At 59.2% G+C, this 18,584-nt stretch carries 19 protein-coding genes and 1 pseudogene; 4 read left to right on the top strand and 16 right to left on the bottom strand.

Translation table 11 applies throughout. The annotated features are described in order from the left end of the window. The first annotated feature begins 145 nt into the window (after positions 1–145). A complete protein-coding gene (locus ACX5K5_RS05890; RefSeq protein WP_459175154.1) occupies positions 146–454 on the top strand; it encodes a hypothetical protein in 309 nt (102 codons plus the stop codon). A 112-nt stretch (positions 455–566) separates the two neighbouring features. Here the strand turns inward: ACX5K5_RS05890 and rdgB are convergent, their stop codons facing one another. The 9 genes and pseudogenes from rdgB to clpS all read right to left on the bottom strand — a co-directional run bounded on the left by rdgB (position 567) and on the right by clpS (position 6,466). Further along, positions 567–1,202 carry an RdgB/HAM1 family non-canonical purine NTP pyrophosphatase gene (gene rdgB / locus ACX5K5_RS05885; protein WP_441664619.1) on the bottom strand — a complete coding sequence of 212 codons (636 nt, stop codon included), beginning with the start codon at positions 1,200–1,202 and terminating at the stop codon, positions 567–569. Further along, positions 1,199–1,933, bottom strand: a complete 735-nt coding sequence (gene rph, locus ACX5K5_RS05880) for a ribonuclease PH (RefSeq protein ID WP_096256350.1) — start codon at positions 1,931–1,933, stop codon at positions 1,199–1,201. The genes rdgB and rph overlap by 4 nt, the downstream gene beginning before the upstream one ends. Before the next feature lie 107 nt (positions 1,934–2,040). Further along, on the bottom strand, positions 2,041–2,481 hold the full coding sequence (locus tag ACX5K5_RS05875) for a PACE efflux transporter (protein WP_096256351.1): 441 nt from the start codon (positions 2,479–2,481) through the stop codon (positions 2,041–2,043). Between the two features lie 195 nt (positions 2,482–2,676). Then, positions 2,677–3,129, bottom strand: a complete 453-nt coding sequence (locus tag ACX5K5_RS05870; RefSeq protein WP_443461911.1) for a carboxymuconolactone decarboxylase family protein — start codon at positions 3,127–3,129, stop codon at positions 2,677–2,679. Between the two features lie 83 nt (positions 3,130–3,212). After that, positions 3,213–3,581, bottom strand: a complete 369-nt coding sequence (locus tag ACX5K5_RS05865) for a cupin domain-containing protein (RefSeq protein ID WP_188686519.1) — start codon at positions 3,579–3,581, stop codon at positions 3,213–3,215. Positions 3,582–3,870: 289 nt separating this feature from the next. Further along, positions 3,871–4,665 (bottom strand): annotated as a pseudogene (locus tag ACX5K5_RS05860) (MBL fold metallo-hydrolase); the annotation flags it as partial. After that, complete coding sequence (murI, locus tag ACX5K5_RS05855; RefSeq protein WP_096256354.1) at positions 4,662–5,585, bottom strand: glutamate racemase; 924 nt, start codon at positions 5,583–5,585, stop codon at positions 4,662–4,664. The pseudogene ACX5K5_RS05860 and the gene murI, both read right to left, overlap by 4 nt. Positions 5,586–5,588: 3 nt before the next feature. Further along, positions 5,589–6,167 (bottom strand): DUF2017 domain-containing protein, encoded by a 579-nt coding sequence (locus tag ACX5K5_RS05850; protein ID WP_096256355.1) that lies wholly within the window; start codon positions 6,165–6,167, stop codon positions 5,589–5,591. A gap of 5 nt (positions 6,168–6,172) precedes the next feature. Next, the gene (gene clpS, locus ACX5K5_RS05845; protein ID WP_459175153.1) at positions 6,173–6,466 is read right to left on the bottom strand and encodes an ATP-dependent Clp protease adapter ClpS; all 294 of its coding nucleotides are present in this window, start codon (positions 6,464–6,466) and stop codon (positions 6,173–6,175) included. A 108-nt stretch (positions 6,467–6,574) separates the two neighbouring features. On the opposite strand from clpS, the gene ACX5K5_RS05840 reads away from it, so the two are divergent. Further along, positions 6,575–7,873: a nicotinate phosphoribosyltransferase gene (locus ACX5K5_RS05840; protein WP_096256357.1), complete on the top strand. Its 1,299-nt coding sequence runs from the start codon at positions 6,575–6,577 to the stop codon at positions 7,871–7,873. A gap of 59 nt (positions 7,874–7,932) precedes the next feature. Further along, positions 7,933–8,550: an isochorismatase family protein gene (locus tag ACX5K5_RS05835; protein ID WP_096256358.1), complete on the top strand. Its 618-nt coding sequence runs from the start codon at positions 7,933–7,935 to the stop codon at positions 8,548–8,550. Positions 8,551–8,608: 58 nt separating this feature from the next. Here ACX5K5_RS05835 and ACX5K5_RS05830 read toward each other — a convergent pair whose 3' ends face one another. The 5 genes from ACX5K5_RS05830 to ACX5K5_RS05810 form a co-directional block, all read right to left on the bottom strand. Then, a complete protein-coding gene (locus ACX5K5_RS05830; RefSeq protein WP_459175152.1) occupies positions 8,609–9,223 on the bottom strand; it encodes a DUF998 domain-containing protein in 615 nt (204 codons plus the stop codon). After that, positions 9,220–10,068 (bottom strand): DMT family transporter, encoded by an 849-nt coding sequence (locus tag ACX5K5_RS05825; protein WP_443465840.1) that lies wholly within the window; start codon positions 10,066–10,068, stop codon positions 9,220–9,222. Before ACX5K5_RS05825 ends, ACX5K5_RS05830 begins: the two co-directional genes overlap by 4 nt. Continuing rightward, positions 10,068–11,138 (bottom strand): MprF family protein, encoded by a 1,071-nt coding sequence (locus tag ACX5K5_RS05820; RefSeq protein WP_382344688.1) that lies wholly within the window; start codon positions 11,136–11,138, stop codon positions 10,068–10,070. The genes ACX5K5_RS05825 and ACX5K5_RS05820 overlap by 1 nt, the downstream gene beginning before the upstream one ends. Before the next feature lie 680 nt (positions 11,139–11,818). Then, entirely contained in the window at positions 11,819–13,585 is a 1,767-nt protein-coding gene (locus ACX5K5_RS05815) for a DEAD/DEAH box helicase (RefSeq protein ID WP_096256362.1), read from the bottom strand. Between the two features lie 59 nt (positions 13,586–13,644). After that, positions 13,645–13,917, bottom strand: coding sequence for a DUF3039 domain-containing protein (locus ACX5K5_RS05810; protein ID WP_229677163.1), 273 nt, complete (start codon positions 13,915–13,917; stop codon positions 13,645–13,647). Between the two features lie 213 nt (positions 13,918–14,130). Here ACX5K5_RS05810 and ACX5K5_RS05805 point away from each other — a divergent pair, with 213 nt between their 5' ends. Then, complete coding sequence (locus ACX5K5_RS05805; protein WP_459175151.1) at positions 14,131–15,954, top strand: HNH endonuclease signature motif containing protein; 1,824 nt, start codon at positions 14,131–14,133, stop codon at positions 15,952–15,954. 170 nt (positions 15,955–16,124) lie between these two features. Here ACX5K5_RS05805 and ACX5K5_RS05800 read toward each other — a convergent pair whose 3' ends face one another. Together ACX5K5_RS05800 and ACX5K5_RS05795 are read right to left on the bottom strand one after the other, a co-directional pair. Next, positions 16,125–17,690, bottom strand: coding sequence for a transporter (locus tag ACX5K5_RS05800; protein WP_459175150.1), 1,566 nt, complete (start codon positions 17,688–17,690; stop codon positions 16,125–16,127). Then, positions 17,672–18,430 carry an ABC transporter ATP-binding protein gene (locus ACX5K5_RS05795; protein ID WP_096256453.1) on the bottom strand — a complete coding sequence of 253 codons (759 nt, stop codon included), beginning with the start codon at positions 18,428–18,430 and terminating at the stop codon, positions 17,672–17,674. Before ACX5K5_RS05795 ends, ACX5K5_RS05800 begins: the two co-directional genes overlap by 19 nt. Between the last annotated feature and the right edge of the window lie 154 nt (positions 18,431–18,584).

Below are 18,584 nucleotides of genomic sequence, written 5' to 3'. Positions count from 1 at the left end.
TGACAAGCATAGATAAGTGCTTAGTTGAGCCCGGAAAATCCGAATAAAGGTGATTCCCCACCTGCGCAATGGGTCCACACAGACTGATGACGAAACATGAAAATGTAGGTATCGGAATTTCGATAACAAGTTAGGAGGCGTCACGATGTCCCTCAATCCTTTTCAGCCCGACTCATTTGACGGGCGAAGACGCGAATCGCAGAAACTCATGATGATGATTTCATCGCTGACCCTTGTGGCAGCGGCGTTAGCCGGATCCCCCGGCGACACCACGGCAACTGCATCCCAATCTCAGATCACCGATCACATCCAGAGCGGGAAAACTATCGCGCTAACATCCGCTTCAGGCGACGAGACAGAAGTTGCCGGCAGCAACGCACAACGCGCACTTCCCATGTCCGAAGCAGCAGAGAAAACTCGAGACAAGAACTCAGATTTAGCCGATCCCAGCTGACTAATCCCACTCTTATGTGCGCCATCCCCAGCAAATCGAACTACACCTAGACGCAAAAAAATCCGGGCGTTGCCAAGGCAACGTCCGGATTTTAATGTACTGAAAAGACTTGCTAGTTTGACCCCAGCACCTTGGTGACCTCGGCGATAATCACCGGAAGCAACTGTGCGAAGGCCTGCGCGCGATGCGAGATCGCGTTCTTTTCCTCGGCGCTGTACTGCGCCAGTGAACGATTGGAATCTGCAGGTTGGAAGACCGGGTCATAACCAAATCCGCCGTCCCCCGCACGCTCGGTACGCAAACTGCCCAACAGCTTACCCAGCTGAACATGTTCGGTGCCCTGCGGTGTCGCAATCGCTGCGGCGCAAACGAATGCACCGGTGCGATGTTCGGCGGAGATATCCCCCAGCTGTGCAAGCAACAGGTCAATATTCGCTTCGTCGTTTCCATGTACACCAGACCAGCGAGCAGAGAAGATCCCTGGTGCCCCACCAAGAACATCGATACTCAGACCCGAATCGTCGGCGAGCGCAATCAGCCCGGTCGCCGCGCTAATCTCCCGCGCCTTCTTCAACGCATTGCCTTCAAAAGTCACCTGATCCTCTACCGGATCCGGTGCCCCAGCGGTCGCTGCATCGATCACCTGGGTGTCGACGTCCAGACCTGGCACCTGGCCACGCAGCAACTCACGCAGTTCGCGTAGTTTGCCTTGATTACGTGAAGCTAGGACAAGAACCGGTTGGCTCATTTGGACTTCTTCAGGGTTTCGGTCTGGATCTGTGCCAATTCGGTGGTGCCGATCAAGGCGAGATCAAGCAGTGCATCGAGTTCGTCGCGCTTGAAGGGTGCGCCCTCGGCGGTGCCCTGTACCTCGACGAAGTCACCGCTACCGGTCACCACAACGTTCATGTCGGTTTCCGCGCGAACGTCTTCCTCATACGGCAGATCCAGCATCGGGGTGCCATCGATGATGCCCACCGAGATCGCTGCGACCGAATCGGTCAGTACCTTCGCGTTGGCCTTCAGGATCTTTTCGCCCCGAGCCCACTCGATAGCTTCGGCCAACGCTACATAGGCGCCGGTGATCGCTGCGGTACGAGTACCACCGTCGGCCTGCAATACATCGCAGTCCAATACGATGGTGTTTTCGCCCAGCTGCTTGGTATCAACTACCGCACGCAAGGAACGGCCGATCAGCCGGGAGATCTCGTGGGTGCGACCCGAAACCTTGCCCTTAACTGCTTCGCGGGAGTTACGAGTATTCGTAGCACGGGGCAGCATCGCGTATTCGGCGGTGACCCAGCCGGTACCTTCGCCCTTAAGCCAGCGCGGCACGCCTTGGGTGAAGGAAGCGGTACATAGTACTCGGGTGTTTCCGAATTCGATCAGGGCCGAACCTTCGGCTTGGGTGGACCATCCGCGGGTGATGGTGATGTCACGAAGTTGCGCGGCGCTGCGGCCGTCGGCACGTAAAGTCATACTTCCATCGTAGCGAAAACGTGGCATCCTTTTCGCCAGTGACGACACCTAATGCTAGGGGTGTTTAGCGCAACAGGAGCCCAGCGAGTAGACCTGGCCGGCGAAAATTACCTCGTGCTGTTTTGCGCCTTGGCCGGTGTAGACCGTGCAGTCGGTACAAATCGATCGAAGAGCCAGGAGAAGGCAAAGGTGTAAAACAAGAAGAACACCAATAACCCGGCTTCCAAGATCAAAGCATCTAACAACGTGACCGACAGAATCCAGGCCAGGATCGGTACGAGAATGAGCACCAGGCCAGCTTCGAAACCCACCGCGTGCACCACCCGACGGGACACGGACCGCGATTGCTCCTCTTGGCGTTTTTCCCAGGCTTCGAACGCAGAGGTCCAAGCGTAATTCCAGATCAGGGCCACGGCCGAAGAAGTTATCGCGACAATCCCGGAGTTTCCTCCACCAAATCCCATCAGGATCAAGGCTGTCGAGGTGAGCAGAATAGCAAATAGCTCGTAAGAAAAAACGTAGACAATACGTCGCAGAATCGGGGACACGAGGTGCTCCTTATGAATAGTCCATAGGAAGTCCTGGCGGGTTCGCGTCCACGGTGTAGCAATTTTTTAGTTCCGCGGGTCAACTGCGGAATCATTTCCAAGCTAGCACGCAAGGAGTCGGCCCGCTAGGCTTCGATGAGCAAACTCACCAGCTTAGAAGTCCGCGGGCGCGATTCGATTCGCGGGCTGTGCCGACTATGGAGCAACCGGGTAGTGGCTTTGAATGGCAATTCGATTCCATCCGTTCATCACAATCGCCAACCAGCTAATCGCTGACACCTGTTCGTCACTGAGTACCCCGGTGTTCCACGACTTATGCTGCGGCACCGGGAGCTGAGTAATTTCCTCGGCCAACGCCAAGGCGGCCTGCTCTACCTCGGAAAAGTACTGCGATTCCCACCAAGCTGCCACGACCGCGAGCCGATCCATGGACTCACCTAGTTTGATCGCATCACGCTGATGCATGCGCAAGCAGAAAGCACACCCATTAAGTTGCGACACCCGAATTTTGATGAGTTCAGCTACTAGCGGGTCAAGTCCTGAAGCCTTGAATGCGCTATCTGCCTGCTGATTAAACTGGATCATGGCCTGATAAACCTCGGGATGTACCTTGCCCAGATTAACCGCGTTATTTGATATTGCTGACATAGCGTCCATCTCTTCTCAGTGCAGAATGGCGGTGTTCCTCGCCTTCAGCTTAGCGATCTAGGCCAGCTAAACAGATAAAACTCTTAGGTTAAATCGGATTCCAATTCGGACACCCCGGGGCGGCCCAACTTCGCCACGCTGAGCAACACTGCGGAATCTTCAATGGCGCTCAGCTGAGAGCGCCCGGCAGGCATCAACAACAGGTCCCCCGTACGGGCCTCCCACGAATCACCATTCGAAGTGAGCGTAATCCGCCCGGAGAGCACCATCACCGTGGCTTCCCCCGGATTTTCATGCTCCTGAAGCGTCACTGAAGCTTTAATTCCAATCACGGTCTGCCGCATCGTGTGCTCATGACCGCCAAAGACGGTACTGGCACTGCGTCCGGCCGGAGCCACAATTGCCTGGCGAATCTGCGTACGAGCCAGAGCTGTGAGCGAAAATTTCTTCATCGGTGCCTCAACAATCAATCGGTGCGGTGGTTCTAAGGATGGCCGACGGTTCGAATCCGGGTCAAGGATAAGACTTTGGGTTAAACAGCTCACCGGCGGACCTTAAGTTCCGCCGGTGAGCTTAGTTGGCCTTAGTTTTTCGCTACTTCTTGCGCTTGAGCAGTGGGAACTTGCGGACCTTTTCGTAATTGATCTTTGGCAACGAGCCGGTACGGGATTTGAGGTAATCGGTACCCAAATCGCCTTTAAAGAGCGTTGGGTGCTTCTCTTCCTTCAGAGTTCCGGAATACACGCCGTAGGTCACCCCGGAAATTGCCACCGCAATACCGCGATCGTAGGTTTCCTTCGCCTCATTGACGATCTTGTTAATGTCGGTCCAGACCGGGATGTGAGTCAGCAAGAGGCGTTCGGCACCGGCTTGGGTGGCCATCGCTCCGGCACGTTTACCGGTTAGGTGCACTCCATCGATCGCGTCATCACGGCCTTCTTCAAAGGCCGCTTCGCACAAGAACATGTCTGAGTCCTTGGCGGCATCTACCAATCCCTGACAAGTATCGGTATCACCGGAATAGGTCAGCACACTAGTGAGCAGTTCCCCATCTGGGCCCGGCTCGTGGGCCTCGACGCGCAACGCGTAGGACTCCTCGATAGGGTGTCGCACCGGGTACGGGGTAATCGTAAACGGCCCAATGTTCACCGGTTTCAGCGGTGTCCAATGCTTAAAGTCGTAATCTTGGTGCATGGTGTCACCCTCGGGCAACCCATAAGCGGTCTCGATGCGATTCGCGGTATCAGCAGGACCATGTACCAGCATCTTTTCGCGATTCCAGCCGTTAGGATCCCAACGGATCGCCACGTGCATACCGCACAGATCCATGCAGTGATCCGGGTGCAGGTGGGAAATCATGATGCCGTCGAGGTCTTTAATATCGGTGTAGCGCTGCAGTACGCCCAGTGCACCAGAGCCCAAATCAAGCAAGATCTTCCAGTCACGGGTGCCGTCAAAGGCCGTCACCAGGTAACAGGACGCTGGAGAGCTCGGCCCGGGGAATGACCCGGTGCAACCGATAATGGTCAGCTTCATTGCTTACTCGCTTTCGCCGCGGCAATCAATTCCGGGGTTAGCCTGGTGATCGCACCGGTGGGATAGTGGGCGGCCACATGGTCCACATGGCGCACCTGCAACACTTCTGGTCCGAGGAACCGGCGAGCCAATACCCCAAAACTATCAGCGTTACCGGTGGCAAGGAATTCATGACGCGCCGCCAACTGGTCATCACGCATCAATTGGTGGGTCGTCAGCGCACGGAACGCGTCCTTCGCGGTCTCCTCGGCGCTGGACACCAAGGTCACCGAATCCCCCATCACATAAGAAATCACGCCGGTCAGCAACGGGTAGTGTGTGCATCCCAAGATGAGGGTGTCTACCCCGGCCTCTTTAAGCGGAGCCAAATACTCTTCGGCCTGTTCCAATAGTTCGGCTCCAGCGGTAATCCCGGACTCCACAAATTCGACAAACCGTGGGCAAGCCACCGCATGTACCTTCAATGCTGGAGCGGCCGCAAATGCGTCCTCATAGGCACGCGAGCCCACGGTAGCTTGGGTACCGATCAGCCCGATCTTCCCGTTTTTAGTCGCCGCCACCGCACGGCGCACCGCAGGCTGAATCACCTCAACCACCGGGATTCCGTAGCGCGCGGTATAACGCTCACGCGCATCACGCAGCACCGCGGAGGAGGCCGAGTTACACGCAATCACCAACAGCTTCACCCCGGCGTCCACCAGCTCATCCATCACACCCAACGCGTTAGCGCGCACCTGGGCTATGGGCAGCGGACCGTAGGGCGAATTGGCGGTATCTCCCACATAAATCAGAGATTCACCGGGCAGCTGATCGATGATGGCACGTGCCACCGTCAGCCCACCCACCCCGGAGTCAAAAATACCGATGGGTGTATTAGCTTGTGGCGCACTGACCGGACCGGAGGCGAAATAAGAATTCATGACCTAGCGCTCCGCGCTCATCAACGCCTGCATCAAGGTGTCCTGCACCCAGGAAACCAGGTTATAGACCAGTCCTAGGTATTCTTCGGAGGTAGTGACCTTCGCGGCATCCACCAACTGTGCGATCCGCTCCGAATCAGCTTCGCTTTGAATGTTCAGCCGTTCGGCAAGCACCAGCCGCACATCGTTCAGTGCGCGCGCAAAACCTTGGGCCTCGGATACGGAAAGCACCAGCTTCTCGGTCTCCAGCAACAGCTGAGAACGACGTAACAAAGAAATCTTTTCGGTAATCAGATCCAACTCGGTCAGCCGGCGGAATTCATCTGCCACATCTTCATCGTCCGAGGCATCCGGTAGCAGGCGCTTAACCGCCGCGTCGGCAGGTTCGGGCAGGTTCGCCGATTCTGGGCGCATTCCGGTCAGCGCGTACAGCGGGTCAAGATCTTCGGGTAGCTCGTGGATCTGTGCACGTTCTTCGAGCACGGTGATCACGTCGCTAAATAGTTCGCGCAATAATTTTCGTTCCGCGCTCGCCAAGGAACCGGTGATGCCGCGGGCACCATTTTTAAAGGCTTTAGCCACGTAGCTTAGGCCTCCTGAGTCATGGTCGCCTGCAAACCGAAGCCGTGCATCGCATGCACATCGAATTCGATGGCCTCCCGGGAGCCGGAACGCACCACACAAAAACCATCGTTGTGCACCTGCAACATCAGCTGGTCGGCGCGCTCGCGAGTGAACCCAAAGTAGGACTGGAACACGTAAGAAACGTAGTTCATCAGGTTTACCGGGTCATTCCACACGATCAGACGCCAGGCCTTATCCTGCGCCTTGACGGTCTCGGGGTTAGATATTACATCGGGCATAGCGGTCATAATTTCCATTTTACGCCCCAACACCGCGGTACACACGGTGCGTTGTGAATATCACCGCAAGCGTGAGCCGTTATACAGTAAAGGCCGGTCCATTCATTCTTCGATCAGGAGCACCACATGCTCACCAGCCTTTTCACCGACCACTACGAGCTGACCATGCTGCAGGCGGCCCTCGCCTCCGGCGCGGCTCACCGCCCCTCGGTCTTCGAAGCCTTCGCTCGCCGCCTTCCCGAGGGACGACGCTACGGCGTGGTTGCCGGCACCGGGCGTCTGCTCGAAGGGCTAAAGAACTTCCACTTCGACGATGCACAGCTGAAGTTCCTTTCGGACACCAAGGTGGTGAACAAGGAAACCCTGAGCTACCTGGAAAATTTCAAGTTCACCGGAGAGGTCACCGGCTACGCCGAAGGCGAGCTGTACTTCCCGAATTCACCCATCCTCACGGTGCGTTCTTCCTTCGCCGAGGCCTGCGTCATTGAAACCTACATCCTCTCGATCCTGAACCACGATTCGGCCATCGCCTCGGCCGCCTCACGGATGATCGCCTCCGCCGGTACCCGACCGTGCATTGAAATGGGCTCCCGACGTACCCACGAGGAATCAGCGGTCGCCGCGGCACGCGCAGCGATCATTGCCGGCTTTGATTCCACCTCTAACTTGGAGGCTGGAGCACGCTACGGCATCAAAACCGTCGGCACCTCCGCCCACTCCTTCACCCTGCTCCACGATTCCGAGGAAGCCGCGTTCACCGCGCAAGTCAACTCCTTAGGCAAGGACACCACGCTGTTAGTAGACACCTACGATGTGGAAGCCGGCGTGCGCACCGCGGTCAAGGTCGGCGGCCCGCAGCTGGGCGGAGTACGCCTGGACTCCGGAGATCTCATCGCGCAGGCCGGTTGGGTCCGTGAGCTGCTCGATGACCTTGGCAATTGGAACACCAAGATCACCGTCACCTCAGATCTCGACGAATACGCGATCGCCGCGCTAGCCAGCGCCCCGGTCGACTCCTACGGAGTGGGCACCGCACTGGTGACCGGCTCCGGGCACCCTACCGCCTCAATGGTTTACAAGTTGGTGGCCCGGCAGGATTCGGCAGGGCAATGGATTCCAGTGGCCAAGGCTGCGGCAAATAAGACCAGCGTGGGCGGACGCAAGCACGCGATCCGTCAGCTCAACGAACGCAACCGTGCCACCGCCGAGGTCGTCTCACTTTCCGAATTCAGCACCGGTGGTCCGGAACGTAAGCTCTCGATCCCATTTGTTACCAACGGTGAAATCGATGAGTCCTACATTGGAGCGTCCGGCGTTAAAAAGGCGCGCGCTCGTCACTACGCGTCGATTCAGGAAATGCCCGGTGTAGCACGCAAACTGCAGCGCGGCGAGCCGGTCATTCCCACGATTATGCGCGAAGACTAAGCACTCAGGCAGTATCATGGTTAAAACCCCTACTCACTCGCAATGATTAGGAGAAACTTATGAGCAGAGCACTGCTAATTGTCGATGTCCAGCCCGATTTCTGTGAAGGCGGCGCGCTGGCGGTGACCGGAGGTAACGCTGTCGCGTCGGCTATCGCCAGCGACGCGGACACCCGCCGCGACTCCTACGCAGCCATCATCACCACTCAGGACTGGCATATCAGCCCGGGTGCCCACTTCTCGGACACCCCTGATTTTGTCGATTCCTGGCCGGTGCACTGTGTGGCTGGAACCACCGGTGCGGCTCTGCACCCGCAGATCGCCGCACTGGAAGTTGACGCGCACTTCGCCAAGGGCCGCTTCGCTGCCGCCTACTCGGGTTTTGAGGCACGCCTGCTCGATCCGAACGCCGCGCCCGAGGATGAATCGGGCATGTTGTTGGCCGATTGGTTGCGCGAGCGAGAAATCACCACGGTAGACATCGTGGGTATCGCTACCGATCACTGCGTACGAGCCACCGCGATCGATGCCGCAGCCGCCGGGTTCACCACCACCGTGCTCGCCCCGCTGACCGCGGCGGTCACGCCGGAAAACCTGCCGAAGGTTTATACGGAACTGCGCGAGGCTGGCGCCACGGTGCTCACCCTTGGGTTGGAACCGCTCAGCCCCGCACCCTAAACCAATGTTTAACTGACCAACGCCGCCGGACAATATATTTGTTCGGCGGCGTTGGTGTTTAAGTTTGTGGCTTCGCCCCATCTAGGGCCGCTAGATCTAGGCAGAGCGCCGAGAAGGCGAGAGTTTGCACCCGTTGCACCACTCCTGGAAGCAGCTTGGGAAACAGCACCGTGAGCGTTTCGCTGAGCAGCAGCAATCCCACAGCCGGACCCGCGCAGGTGCGCAAGATCCGCCAATGCTCTAGGCAGATCCCGGCAGCGGCCACCCCTGCCACGGTGGTGGTCACATAGTGCATCGTGTGGCTAACACTTGGTGTCCAGTCCTTCTGCGCGTGCCCCGGGCGTAAATGATCATGGGAAATCGGATAATCCAGTGGGCTGAGCGCATCGCCGATAGTTGCCGCACCAAAAAGTTCCAGCCAGCTTCCTAACCATTTGGAACCGCCACTGCGCTGAGTCATCCCGGCGGTAATAAATAAGCTCCCCGCCCCTAGGTCAAGGACTTGGAACAGCCGTCGATGCTCACGGTCGCGCGCCGCCAATTCGGAAAGCAGGGTCACCTGTGGGTCCAATTTCCAACCCAGCAGCGCCTCACCGAGCATTCCGCCCGAATAGGACACCGCGCCGACGCGCAACGCCGTGCGGTAGATCTTGGCCCGATCCAACGTTTTCATGTTCCTCGCCCTGCCATCTTTTCTTCGTCTTCGTGTGTGCTCTGAGCTTCATGCACCGGGTCCGCTCCGGGTTGTTTAGCCAACCACACGCAGGCCAGCAAACTCAGTGCGATCGCCACAAACTTAGCTACTTCCCAGCCTGGCCGGGAGGCATCCCCCAGCAGCATCATGCCCGCCACCCCGGGGACTACCACCTCGATCACCGTGAATACGGCCGTCATTGCACCCACCGAGCCATGCTCCAATGCCCTGGTGTAACTGGCCATAGCCACCACCCCGGCCACACATAGCACCCAAAGCAACGGTTGCATCAGGATCTGCCACAGCGAACCGCCCAGTTCCAGGCCGCGCGCGGCCAACGCGGAAACGCTGGCAGCGAGACCGGCTAAGATCGACATCGCCAATGGCACCCGGCGGCGGTATAACACCAGCAATGCCACCGTCAGCAGCAACATCACGGCACCAAGCACCGGAGCCAAGAGGCGCGGCGCACCGGTGGCAGGTTGTTCTCCGGTAGCTAGTGCGATCACCACCAACCCGGCAACCAACAGTCCCATGGCCCACCAGGTCGAGGTACCCAGCCGCGTAGAAAAAACCATCTTGGCCAGCAGTACGGTCACAATGAGCGAACCGGCTATGAGCGCCTGCACGGTGAACAGGGTCAAAAACTGTAGCGCCACTAACGAGGCTACCCACGCCACACCGTCCAAGCCCAGACCCATCAGGTATAGCGACTGGGTAAAAACTTTTAAACCTTCGGCACGTCGCGCGGCCACGGCTTCCAGCACCGAGGCGCTTCCATAACAAATACTTGCGATCAGCGCGGTGATCAGTCCCGTCACCATTAGTTCTGCTCCGGCGTTCTACTACGTGAGGAAAGACCGGGCACCTCGGCATAACCTTCGGCCTGAGCCATCGCCAATCCCTGGGTCAACCACAGATCCACGGTGCCCACCGCGGCATAGCGTGGTTGCCAACGTGGATCGTATTTCGCATTAAACTTCCACAGTGAGGCGACCTGGGCATGTTTAGAGGCTTGGCGTGCCACCAGCTTCTCAAAGAGCGAGGCATCAGGTGCCCCGGCGATCGCTTCGCGCAGGACCGCAAAGTTCAGCCCCAATCCGCCAGCACCCTCGGCGCGCAGCTTAAAAATGGTTTCCAGGATGACAAAGTCGGTGAGCCCGCCGGGCACCTGCTCGGCGGTGCTGCGACGCATCACGTCCAAGGACCAGCCGTTAACCGCGGGCGCCGGAACCCACTGGATAAACGCTTGAGCGACCCCCTCGGCATCTAGCGCAATGGAGAGCAGCAGTTCTTTATCTGCCGGGTCAAAGAGGCGCGAAAGCGTCATGGAAAATCCGCGTTCCACCTCGCCCTGCCGGCTCTCGGTAGCAAGCTCGGTCAACCGTTCGCGTAGCTTTGCATCAATCTCCAGCGGGTTGCGGTGCACCACCGTGTAACCGGCGCGGCCCAACCGGGCATGGCCCTGGCGTAAGGATTTGAACCTTTTACCATCGAGCGAAAACCCTTGAGTCTCAACGATCGCCTCATCGCCCAGATACACCGCACGCAAACCCGAGCGTTCGTAAATATCCAGCCAGTTCGCCGCCGCGCCGAGCACACTGACCGTCAGGCCGCGGCGCTCTGCCAGCAACATAAATTCAGCCCAAATTTCTTCCTGCTGCGCCGCGGGGCCGATCGGATCCGGGGATACCAAACAGACCGATCCGCGCACCGCATAGGCGATGACAGAATCGGCAAGGAAAAAGTACTGCTTGTCATCGCGCAAGGCAAAGTAGTCAAGGGTACCGCCACCATGGGCCAGCACCACCGCTCGGGCGCGTTCTCGTTGTGCGAGCTGTTCGCGGGTTCCGGCGGGCCGGGTACGGTTCGAGTCATAGAGGAACCACAGCATCATCGCGGTGAGGCAAATGATCAGCGCCGCGGCCAACTCCCAGCGCGGATGGGCACCACGCTCCTGTAGCTCCCCGCCGAAGGCTCCGAACAGGATTTGAACTTCGCCACCGATGCTCTGATGCCCGGCCTTCATCTGGCGCACAAAAAATCCGCCCGCGATCAGTGTGGCGACGCCCAGCGCGCCGGCGCTGATCAACAGCACCCGCCGGGTCAAAAATTTGCCCGGCCACACCGGAAAGGCACGGTGCTTGGCGGCTAACCAGAGTCCGCCGGCCACGGATAACACCATCACTGGCCAGTCGCTGAACTTGCCTAAGTGGAGCACGGCGTTGGCCAGTAGCAAGACCAACGATCCGGCCCACGCCACCGCATTTCCGGTGCGCAGATACCGGGCGACAATAAATAATCCAAAGGCACCGAACACCGCGTAAATGCGCGAGATCTGCGTCAAAAATTCGGGGAACAAGGTCACAGGACCCTGCAACCACCCGGAAATCAGTGAGGTCAGCGGGTGCAATAGCGGACCAAAAAGGCTCACCACCGCCAAAAAGATGGCTAAATAAGACGCGGCAGCCCGGGCGCGATCGCGTTGATGCACCCGGGCTGCGGCAGAAATATTACTACTGGTCATAGCGGTAGTATCGCACCGGTTGGACCCGGTACGCGGCACCGCGAAGGTTATTTACGTCCCACAAACCAGTCTTGGAGCTTGTCGATCCGTGCCTGGAGCTGATCAACGGTAGCTTGCGGCACCGCCGGACCACCACAGACGCTGCGCAACTTATTGTGCACCTGCCCGTGCGGCATCCCGGTGCGCGAGGCCCACGCGGACACGTTCTTCGACAGCTTCGAGCGCAAATCCATCATCCGCCGATGATCACTGACCGGTGCCGGCTTCGTGGCGCCACGGTTAATCTGCTTATTTTGCTGCTCACGCAACAGCGCGGAGACCTGCTCGGTATCGAGCAGGCCAGGGATCCCCAAGAAGCCGAGCTCCTCGTCGCTACCCAGCTCGGCGCCGGTACCAAATTCACCGCCGTCAAAGAGCACCCGGTCAAAGGCCGCCTGAGAATTCAGCGCCTCAAACTTGGATTTGTTCAGCTCATCGCTGGCCTTCTCCTCGCGGTTAGCCTCCTCCAAAAACGCGTCATCCAACCCGTCTTCGAGCTTGTCCCCCGCGCGGTCCAGCGCATGGTCGCGTTCAACTTCCATCTCGTTGGCCAGCGCCATCAGCACCGGTACCGAGGGCAAGAACACGCTGGCGACCTCGCCGCGCTTGCGGCTACGCACAAAACGTCCGACCGCCTGAGCGAAGAACAACGGCGTCGAGGTGCTCGTCGCATACACACCCACACACAGCCGGGGCACGTCCACGCCCTCAGAAACCATGCGCACCGCCACCATCCAACGCGAATCGGAGGCCGCAAATTCGTCGATTTTCTGCGAGGCTTTGGGGTCATCAGAGAGGATCGTGGTGACCTTCTCGCCACAAATCGCCTCTAGCTGCGTGGCATAACCGCGCGCATCCTCATGGTCGGTGGCGATCACCAGGGCGCCGGCGTCCTTCACGGTACGACGCACCTCGGAAAGCCGCCGATCCGCGGCGCGCAGCACCGAGGGAATCCAATCCCCATGCGGGTCTAGCGCGGTACGCCAGGCGTGCGCGGTGACGTCCTTGGTAAATCCGGCGCCCAGCTCGGCTTCCATCTCTTCGCCCGCGGCGGTACGCCAACGCATCGCCCCGGAATAGGCCATAAAGAGCACTGGGCGGACCACATTATCCTTCAGCGCCTTGCCGTAACCGTAGGAGTAATCCGCGGTCGATCGACGAATCCCGTCGCCCTCATCAACATACTGCACAAAAGGAATCGGAGCGGCGTCCGAGCGGAACGGCGTACCGGTCAGCGCAAGCCGGCGGGTAGCCGGTTCAAAGGCCTCACGAATACCGTCGCCCCAGGACAGCGCGTCCCCGGCGTGGTGCACCTCGTCCATGATCACCAGCGTGCGAGCACCTTCGGTTTTTGCCCGGTGCACCGCAGGCTTCTGCGCAACCTGCGCATAGGTCACCACCACCCCCAGATAATGCGAGCCGTGCCGACCATCGGAGTTCTTATAATTGGGGTCCAGCGAGATTCCCACGCGCGCCGCCGCATCGGCCCACTGCTTTTTCAGGTGGTCCGTGGGCGCGACGACGATCAGCCGGTTGATCTTGCCCGAATCCACCAGCACTTTCGCCAGGCGCAGCGCAAAGGTAGTTTTACCCGCGCCGGGGGTCGCCACGGCCATAAAGTCCCGTGGTTCGGTGTCAAAATATTTGGCCAGCGCCTCGGCCTGCCAGGCGCGAAGTTTCGGCCCGGTCCCCCAGGCCGCCCGTTCCGGGTACGCCGGCGGGAGCTTGTCTTCCAGTGGAAGCTTGTCACCAAAGTCAAAAAGTGTCTCGGTCATATACCTTTTCCCGAACGTGCCTGCTGCTTGCCGTATTACCTAGTGCTTAGCGCAGCAATTTAGCCCATCAGGGTTTCGTAAATTTCCTTGCATTCGGGGCATACCGGGAACTTCTTCGGGTCCCGCCCCGGGGTCCATACCTTGCCGCACAGCGCGATCACCGGCTCGCCGGACATCGCCGACTCCATGATCTTTTCCTTCTGCACGTAGTGTGCAAAGCGCTCATGATCTCCGGCTTCGACACTTTGACTCGTGTCTGTGCGCTCGATCGTTGCCGTTCCGCCACGGGTTTCCTCAGACTGTTCCACCATGGCTTCAAGTCTAGTACGCATTGCCCGCCGCGGGCACCTCAAACGGTGGGAGCTTATCCACACACGCTACCCCTTGACCAGTCCCCCACCTCCTTGCCCAACATCTTTCCTCGCAGCAAACCCCACGCCACAATTATCGGTACTACCAGCACCTTTACCCACCCCAACTCTCCTACCGCCGATCCCCACCAACCACCGCCACCGCCCGCCCCACACGCTCCCCGACGCTAACAAATGTTCGATCCAACCGGGTGTGTCCGCACTTATCCACAGTCGGTTCGCACCCCCACCTACCCGGCCCACCCTTCCGCGCATACTCAAATCATGAACACCACCGCCGGGGCCACCCTCACCGACCTGCATGCGACGCTCACCGAGCTCACCGCAGCCACCGGCACGTCAGAAAACCTCACCGGCGAAACCCTGCGGACTCTCGCCACGACCGGCACCGCCCTCTTCACCTTCCTACGCTTACACCTCGCAGACACCACCGATCCCCGCCTCGCCCTAGAGCTCGCCACCACCGGCCAACACCTCGAAGATGAAGCAGCCCGGATCCGGGTCACCGGCGCAGACCGGCTCGCCGCCACCAACGCCCACACCCTTCATGAAACAGAACTCGACACGCTGCGCACCACCGCCCCAGACACCAGCCGCCAAGCGCACCGCTGCGCTGGTAAATCAAGCTTCCAAACACCCGCAGCACTGTTAGCTTCCTGGACACATATCCCGTTTAGTGAAGCGAACAAACTCATCGGCGACGCCAGCGATCTCATTAGCCGCCGCGATATGGCAGGCAACCAGCTCCCACCGCGCTTTGAACACCTCGCCACGTTATTCACCACCCCTGGCCCGGAACAATCACTGGCACTGCACCCATCGGTGGTGCGTGAGACCAGTCAGAAACTCGCCAAACGTGAACCGAAAGATCAAACCTTTGACGGGGTCCGCACCGAGCCGACGTTGTTTCATGCCGATGGCCGCCCGGTCGAAGAACACGCGGCCAACCTGTTATCTGCCGGGCAGAGTGTCGCCGAAACGAACAAGCAGGTCAAAGAGCTGATCACTACCGCGAGCACCACTGCGGGTACTGCGACGTCTTCGTCGTTGCGGAGGGGGTTCTTCCCGCTGCCGATTAAAAACGAGTTCACCCGCGAGTTTTTACTGCGGGTCACCACCGTGGAAGGTGAGTATTTTGATTCGTTGGCGGCGCATGCAGCTAACGGACGCACCCGTGCGGGGGCGCAGGCTAGGGTCAACCGGCCTCCACAGGCCGGCACGGTTGATGAGCCGGCTAGTGCTACGGACTCTTCCTCCACTGAACAAGCTACTGCCGAACCCGACCCCGCACCCGCTGAGCCAACCGCCACACCAGAACCACAAGACGAAGCACCAGAGCAGACAACCCCAGCAGAACCCACAGTAGAACCCAGCATCTTGGATTTCTTACCCGAAGGGGCGTTGGAGGAAGCAATCTGGGAACCAGAAACCACCGAACCCCCAGCGACGGTCCCCGAACGAGCGCTCAACGCTCTGATGGACATCCTCACCACCATCCCGACCACCGGTGGTGGTAGCCAACGGATCACACCTGAAGTTCTCGTGCATTTGAAGCTCGAAAATTTGCAGGACCTCGCCTCCGGAGATGCCCGCACCGCCCACGGGGTGAAACTTCCACCCGGGGATTTGAGACGGTTGTTATGCGAAGCAGATATCCTCCCGGCAGTGTTCAATTCGAAAAGTGAACTGCTCGATTATGGTCGAGCCCAACGGTTGGTGCCGGAGAAACTCAAACGCGCCGTGCTCGCGCGTGATCATGGGTGTATTGTGCCTGGTTGTACCGAGCCACCGGAGAAGATTGAGTTCCATCATATTGATCCGTGGTGGATGGGCGGCGAAACGAAGCTGATCAACTTGGCTGGGCTGTGCCGGGGTGCGCATATGGATGCTGATTCGGGTCGGATCAAGATAGTGGTGATTGACGGGCTACCGCACGTGATTTTGCCGAAGCATATTGACCCGCAACAGTTACCGCGACGTAATACTTACTGGGACTGACCCCGCCGGTCAGCGAGGGCAATACCGCGTCGGTCAGCGAGGGCAATACCGCGTCGGACCCCACACGAAACGACTCAGTCGAAACGCCCCCCCTAAAACGCGACAACGCCCGCAGCCCTCGAACCAGATTTCTCCGGTCCGAGCGCTGCGGGCGTTGTCGCTGGATACCTCTAGCGGTTGATCATGACCGACTGCATCAGCTCAGGCGCACGTTGATCCATAGTCCTGCCGCCAATCCGGATGCCAAAGAACAGCATCAGCGAACCGGTAATCAGTCCCACGGCCAAGCTAATGTATCCGGCCAACGACGAGTGCATCACCCAACCGGTGATGTACGGAATCAGCGTCGGAATCAGCAGCACACCCATGATGCCGAAGATCGCCAGCTGAGTCACCGCCACACGCGCTCCACTTCCCGGTGGAGTTTTCATCGGGTTATCTCCCGGCAGCGGTACCGCGTAGGTGTAGCGGGCCGAGGCGATCGAGGAAACACCCAGCGCAATCAAGAATGCGCCGAGCGACAGCCCCAAGTCTCCGGGGATGCGCCACGGCTGACCGGTCAGCGCGGCAGGAAGTACCGCGGCCAAAATCAGCGGCACGATCACCAGCACGAAGCAGGCCATCACGCGTCCCAAACGATCGGCCTTGCCCGAGACGCCGGTGAGCACATGCAACGCAAAGGCGGTGTTGTCATAAGACACATCGGCGGAGATCGCAAACCCCATCAGGATGCCGATCATCGGTCCCAACAACAGCATCATCGTGTAGCTACCGGTAGATCCACCGGCAAAGTAGAAGATCACCGGCAACATCGGCACCATGATCACGCTCAGTGCGTAGCGCGGGTCCTTGAACCAATAGGTCAGGGCGCGAGCGGCCACCGCACCGGCGGGTGTAGCCGGGGTGAGTTTGAAGAAGCCCAAGCCTTTGGCGCTCGACGCACGCTGCGCCGCAGGAGGGGTCACCGTCGCCTTACCGGTAGCCCGGGTGAGCAAGAAGTACAGTCCGATCAGGTACACCAGAGCTAGGCCGGCATACATCGCAGTCATGCCCATCTCCCCGGCAGCCAACGCGCCGGGCACCGCAGCAAAAGCACCCAAGGGGGTGTAGCCGAGCACCGCGGAAATCGGCACCAACACTTCAAAGATAGATTCCGCGTTTGAGCCGATGGTACTGAAGATCGGCCCCAGGCCAACCAGCAATAAGAACAACAAGGCAAAGGACAATTCGCGGAAGCGTCGCTTGCCACGCAGCGCGGTGGCCACGATCGTCAGGTACTGACAGGCGAACATTGCCATCAGCCAGGTACCCACCGCACAGAGCAGCCCGACCACGAACACCGCCGGGTCAAGCCGCCAGATCGTGGAGAACCCTAGGGCGGCGAGCAGCGTCAACGCCGCCGGGATGGAGATGAACCCGGCCAGGATCAGCCCGCGCGCCAATGTCTTTTCTTCGATCCCAAAGTGCACAAAGCGCTGTGGTTCAAGGGTTAGATCCACACCGGTAATCAACGGCGGAATCACCGCCCAGCCCAGCACGATCACCGATCCGGCCAGAATAGCTACCCAGCCGCGCAGATCACTTTGGTCGGCGGTAAACCAGCCGGCCAGCGAAAGCATCACCACGATCCCCAGCGCGTAGAGCCCACCGATGATCACGCCCACCAGTTGCCAGGGGCTTCGTTTAAACCCGTTGCCTAGCAGTCGTAACTTCAGCCTTAGGAGGTGCGCAACCATGACAGCCCTTCGCTGGTTCCGCGCCCGCCGACCAGATCCACAAAGCGATCTTCGAGGCTCATGCCGTCGCGTACCTCGTCCACCGATCCGGAGGCTTTAAGCATGCCGCCGTCGATGACCGCCACGTGCGAGCACATCCGCTGCACCAGGTCCATCACGTGGCTGGAGACGATCACGGTGCCGCCAAAGGACACATAGTCATTGAGGATGTCGCGGATATTCGCCGCCGACACCGGGTCCACCGCCTCGAAAGGCTCATCGAGCACCAGCAGCTTCGGTGAGTGAATCATCGCGGTCGCCAGGGAAATTTTCTTTGTCATACCTGCGGAGTAGTCCACGACGAGCTTGTCGCCGTCCTCGCCGAGGTCCATCACGCGTAGCAAATCTTCGGTGCGCGTGGCCACTTCCTCGCGATCCATGCCGCGCAGCAGTCCGGCATAGGTCACCAGCTGCCGTCCGGTCAGCCGGTCAAACTGACGTACCCCATCGGCAAGTACGCCTAGCGTAGCCTTGGCCTCGTGTGGAGCGGCCCAGATATCTACGCCGTTGACTAGTGCACTTCCCTGGTCCGGGCGTAGCAACCCGGTGGCCATCGATAACATCGTGGTTTTACCCGCCCCATTGGGTCCGACCAGTCCGTAAAAGGATCCGGTGGGCACCTGAAGGCTGACGTTATTCACCGCCACCTTGTCGCCAAACTGCTTGGCAAGATTTCTAATTTCGAGCGCCATGCTATTCATGTTTCGAGACTATCAATCGCCCAAGTCAACTCGCATCATCCTTTGGAGTTAATCTCGAAGCCCAGCGCTCTGCTAGGGCGGAGCCCAATCGATGGGGATGCCACGTCAGGGCGCAAAAAAGGCGACCGGCCACATCAGCTAAAAATGTGGCCGG

This window comes from Glutamicibacter bergerei (assembly GCF_054495185.1).
This window is presented reverse-complemented; position numbering and strand designations above follow the sequence as displayed.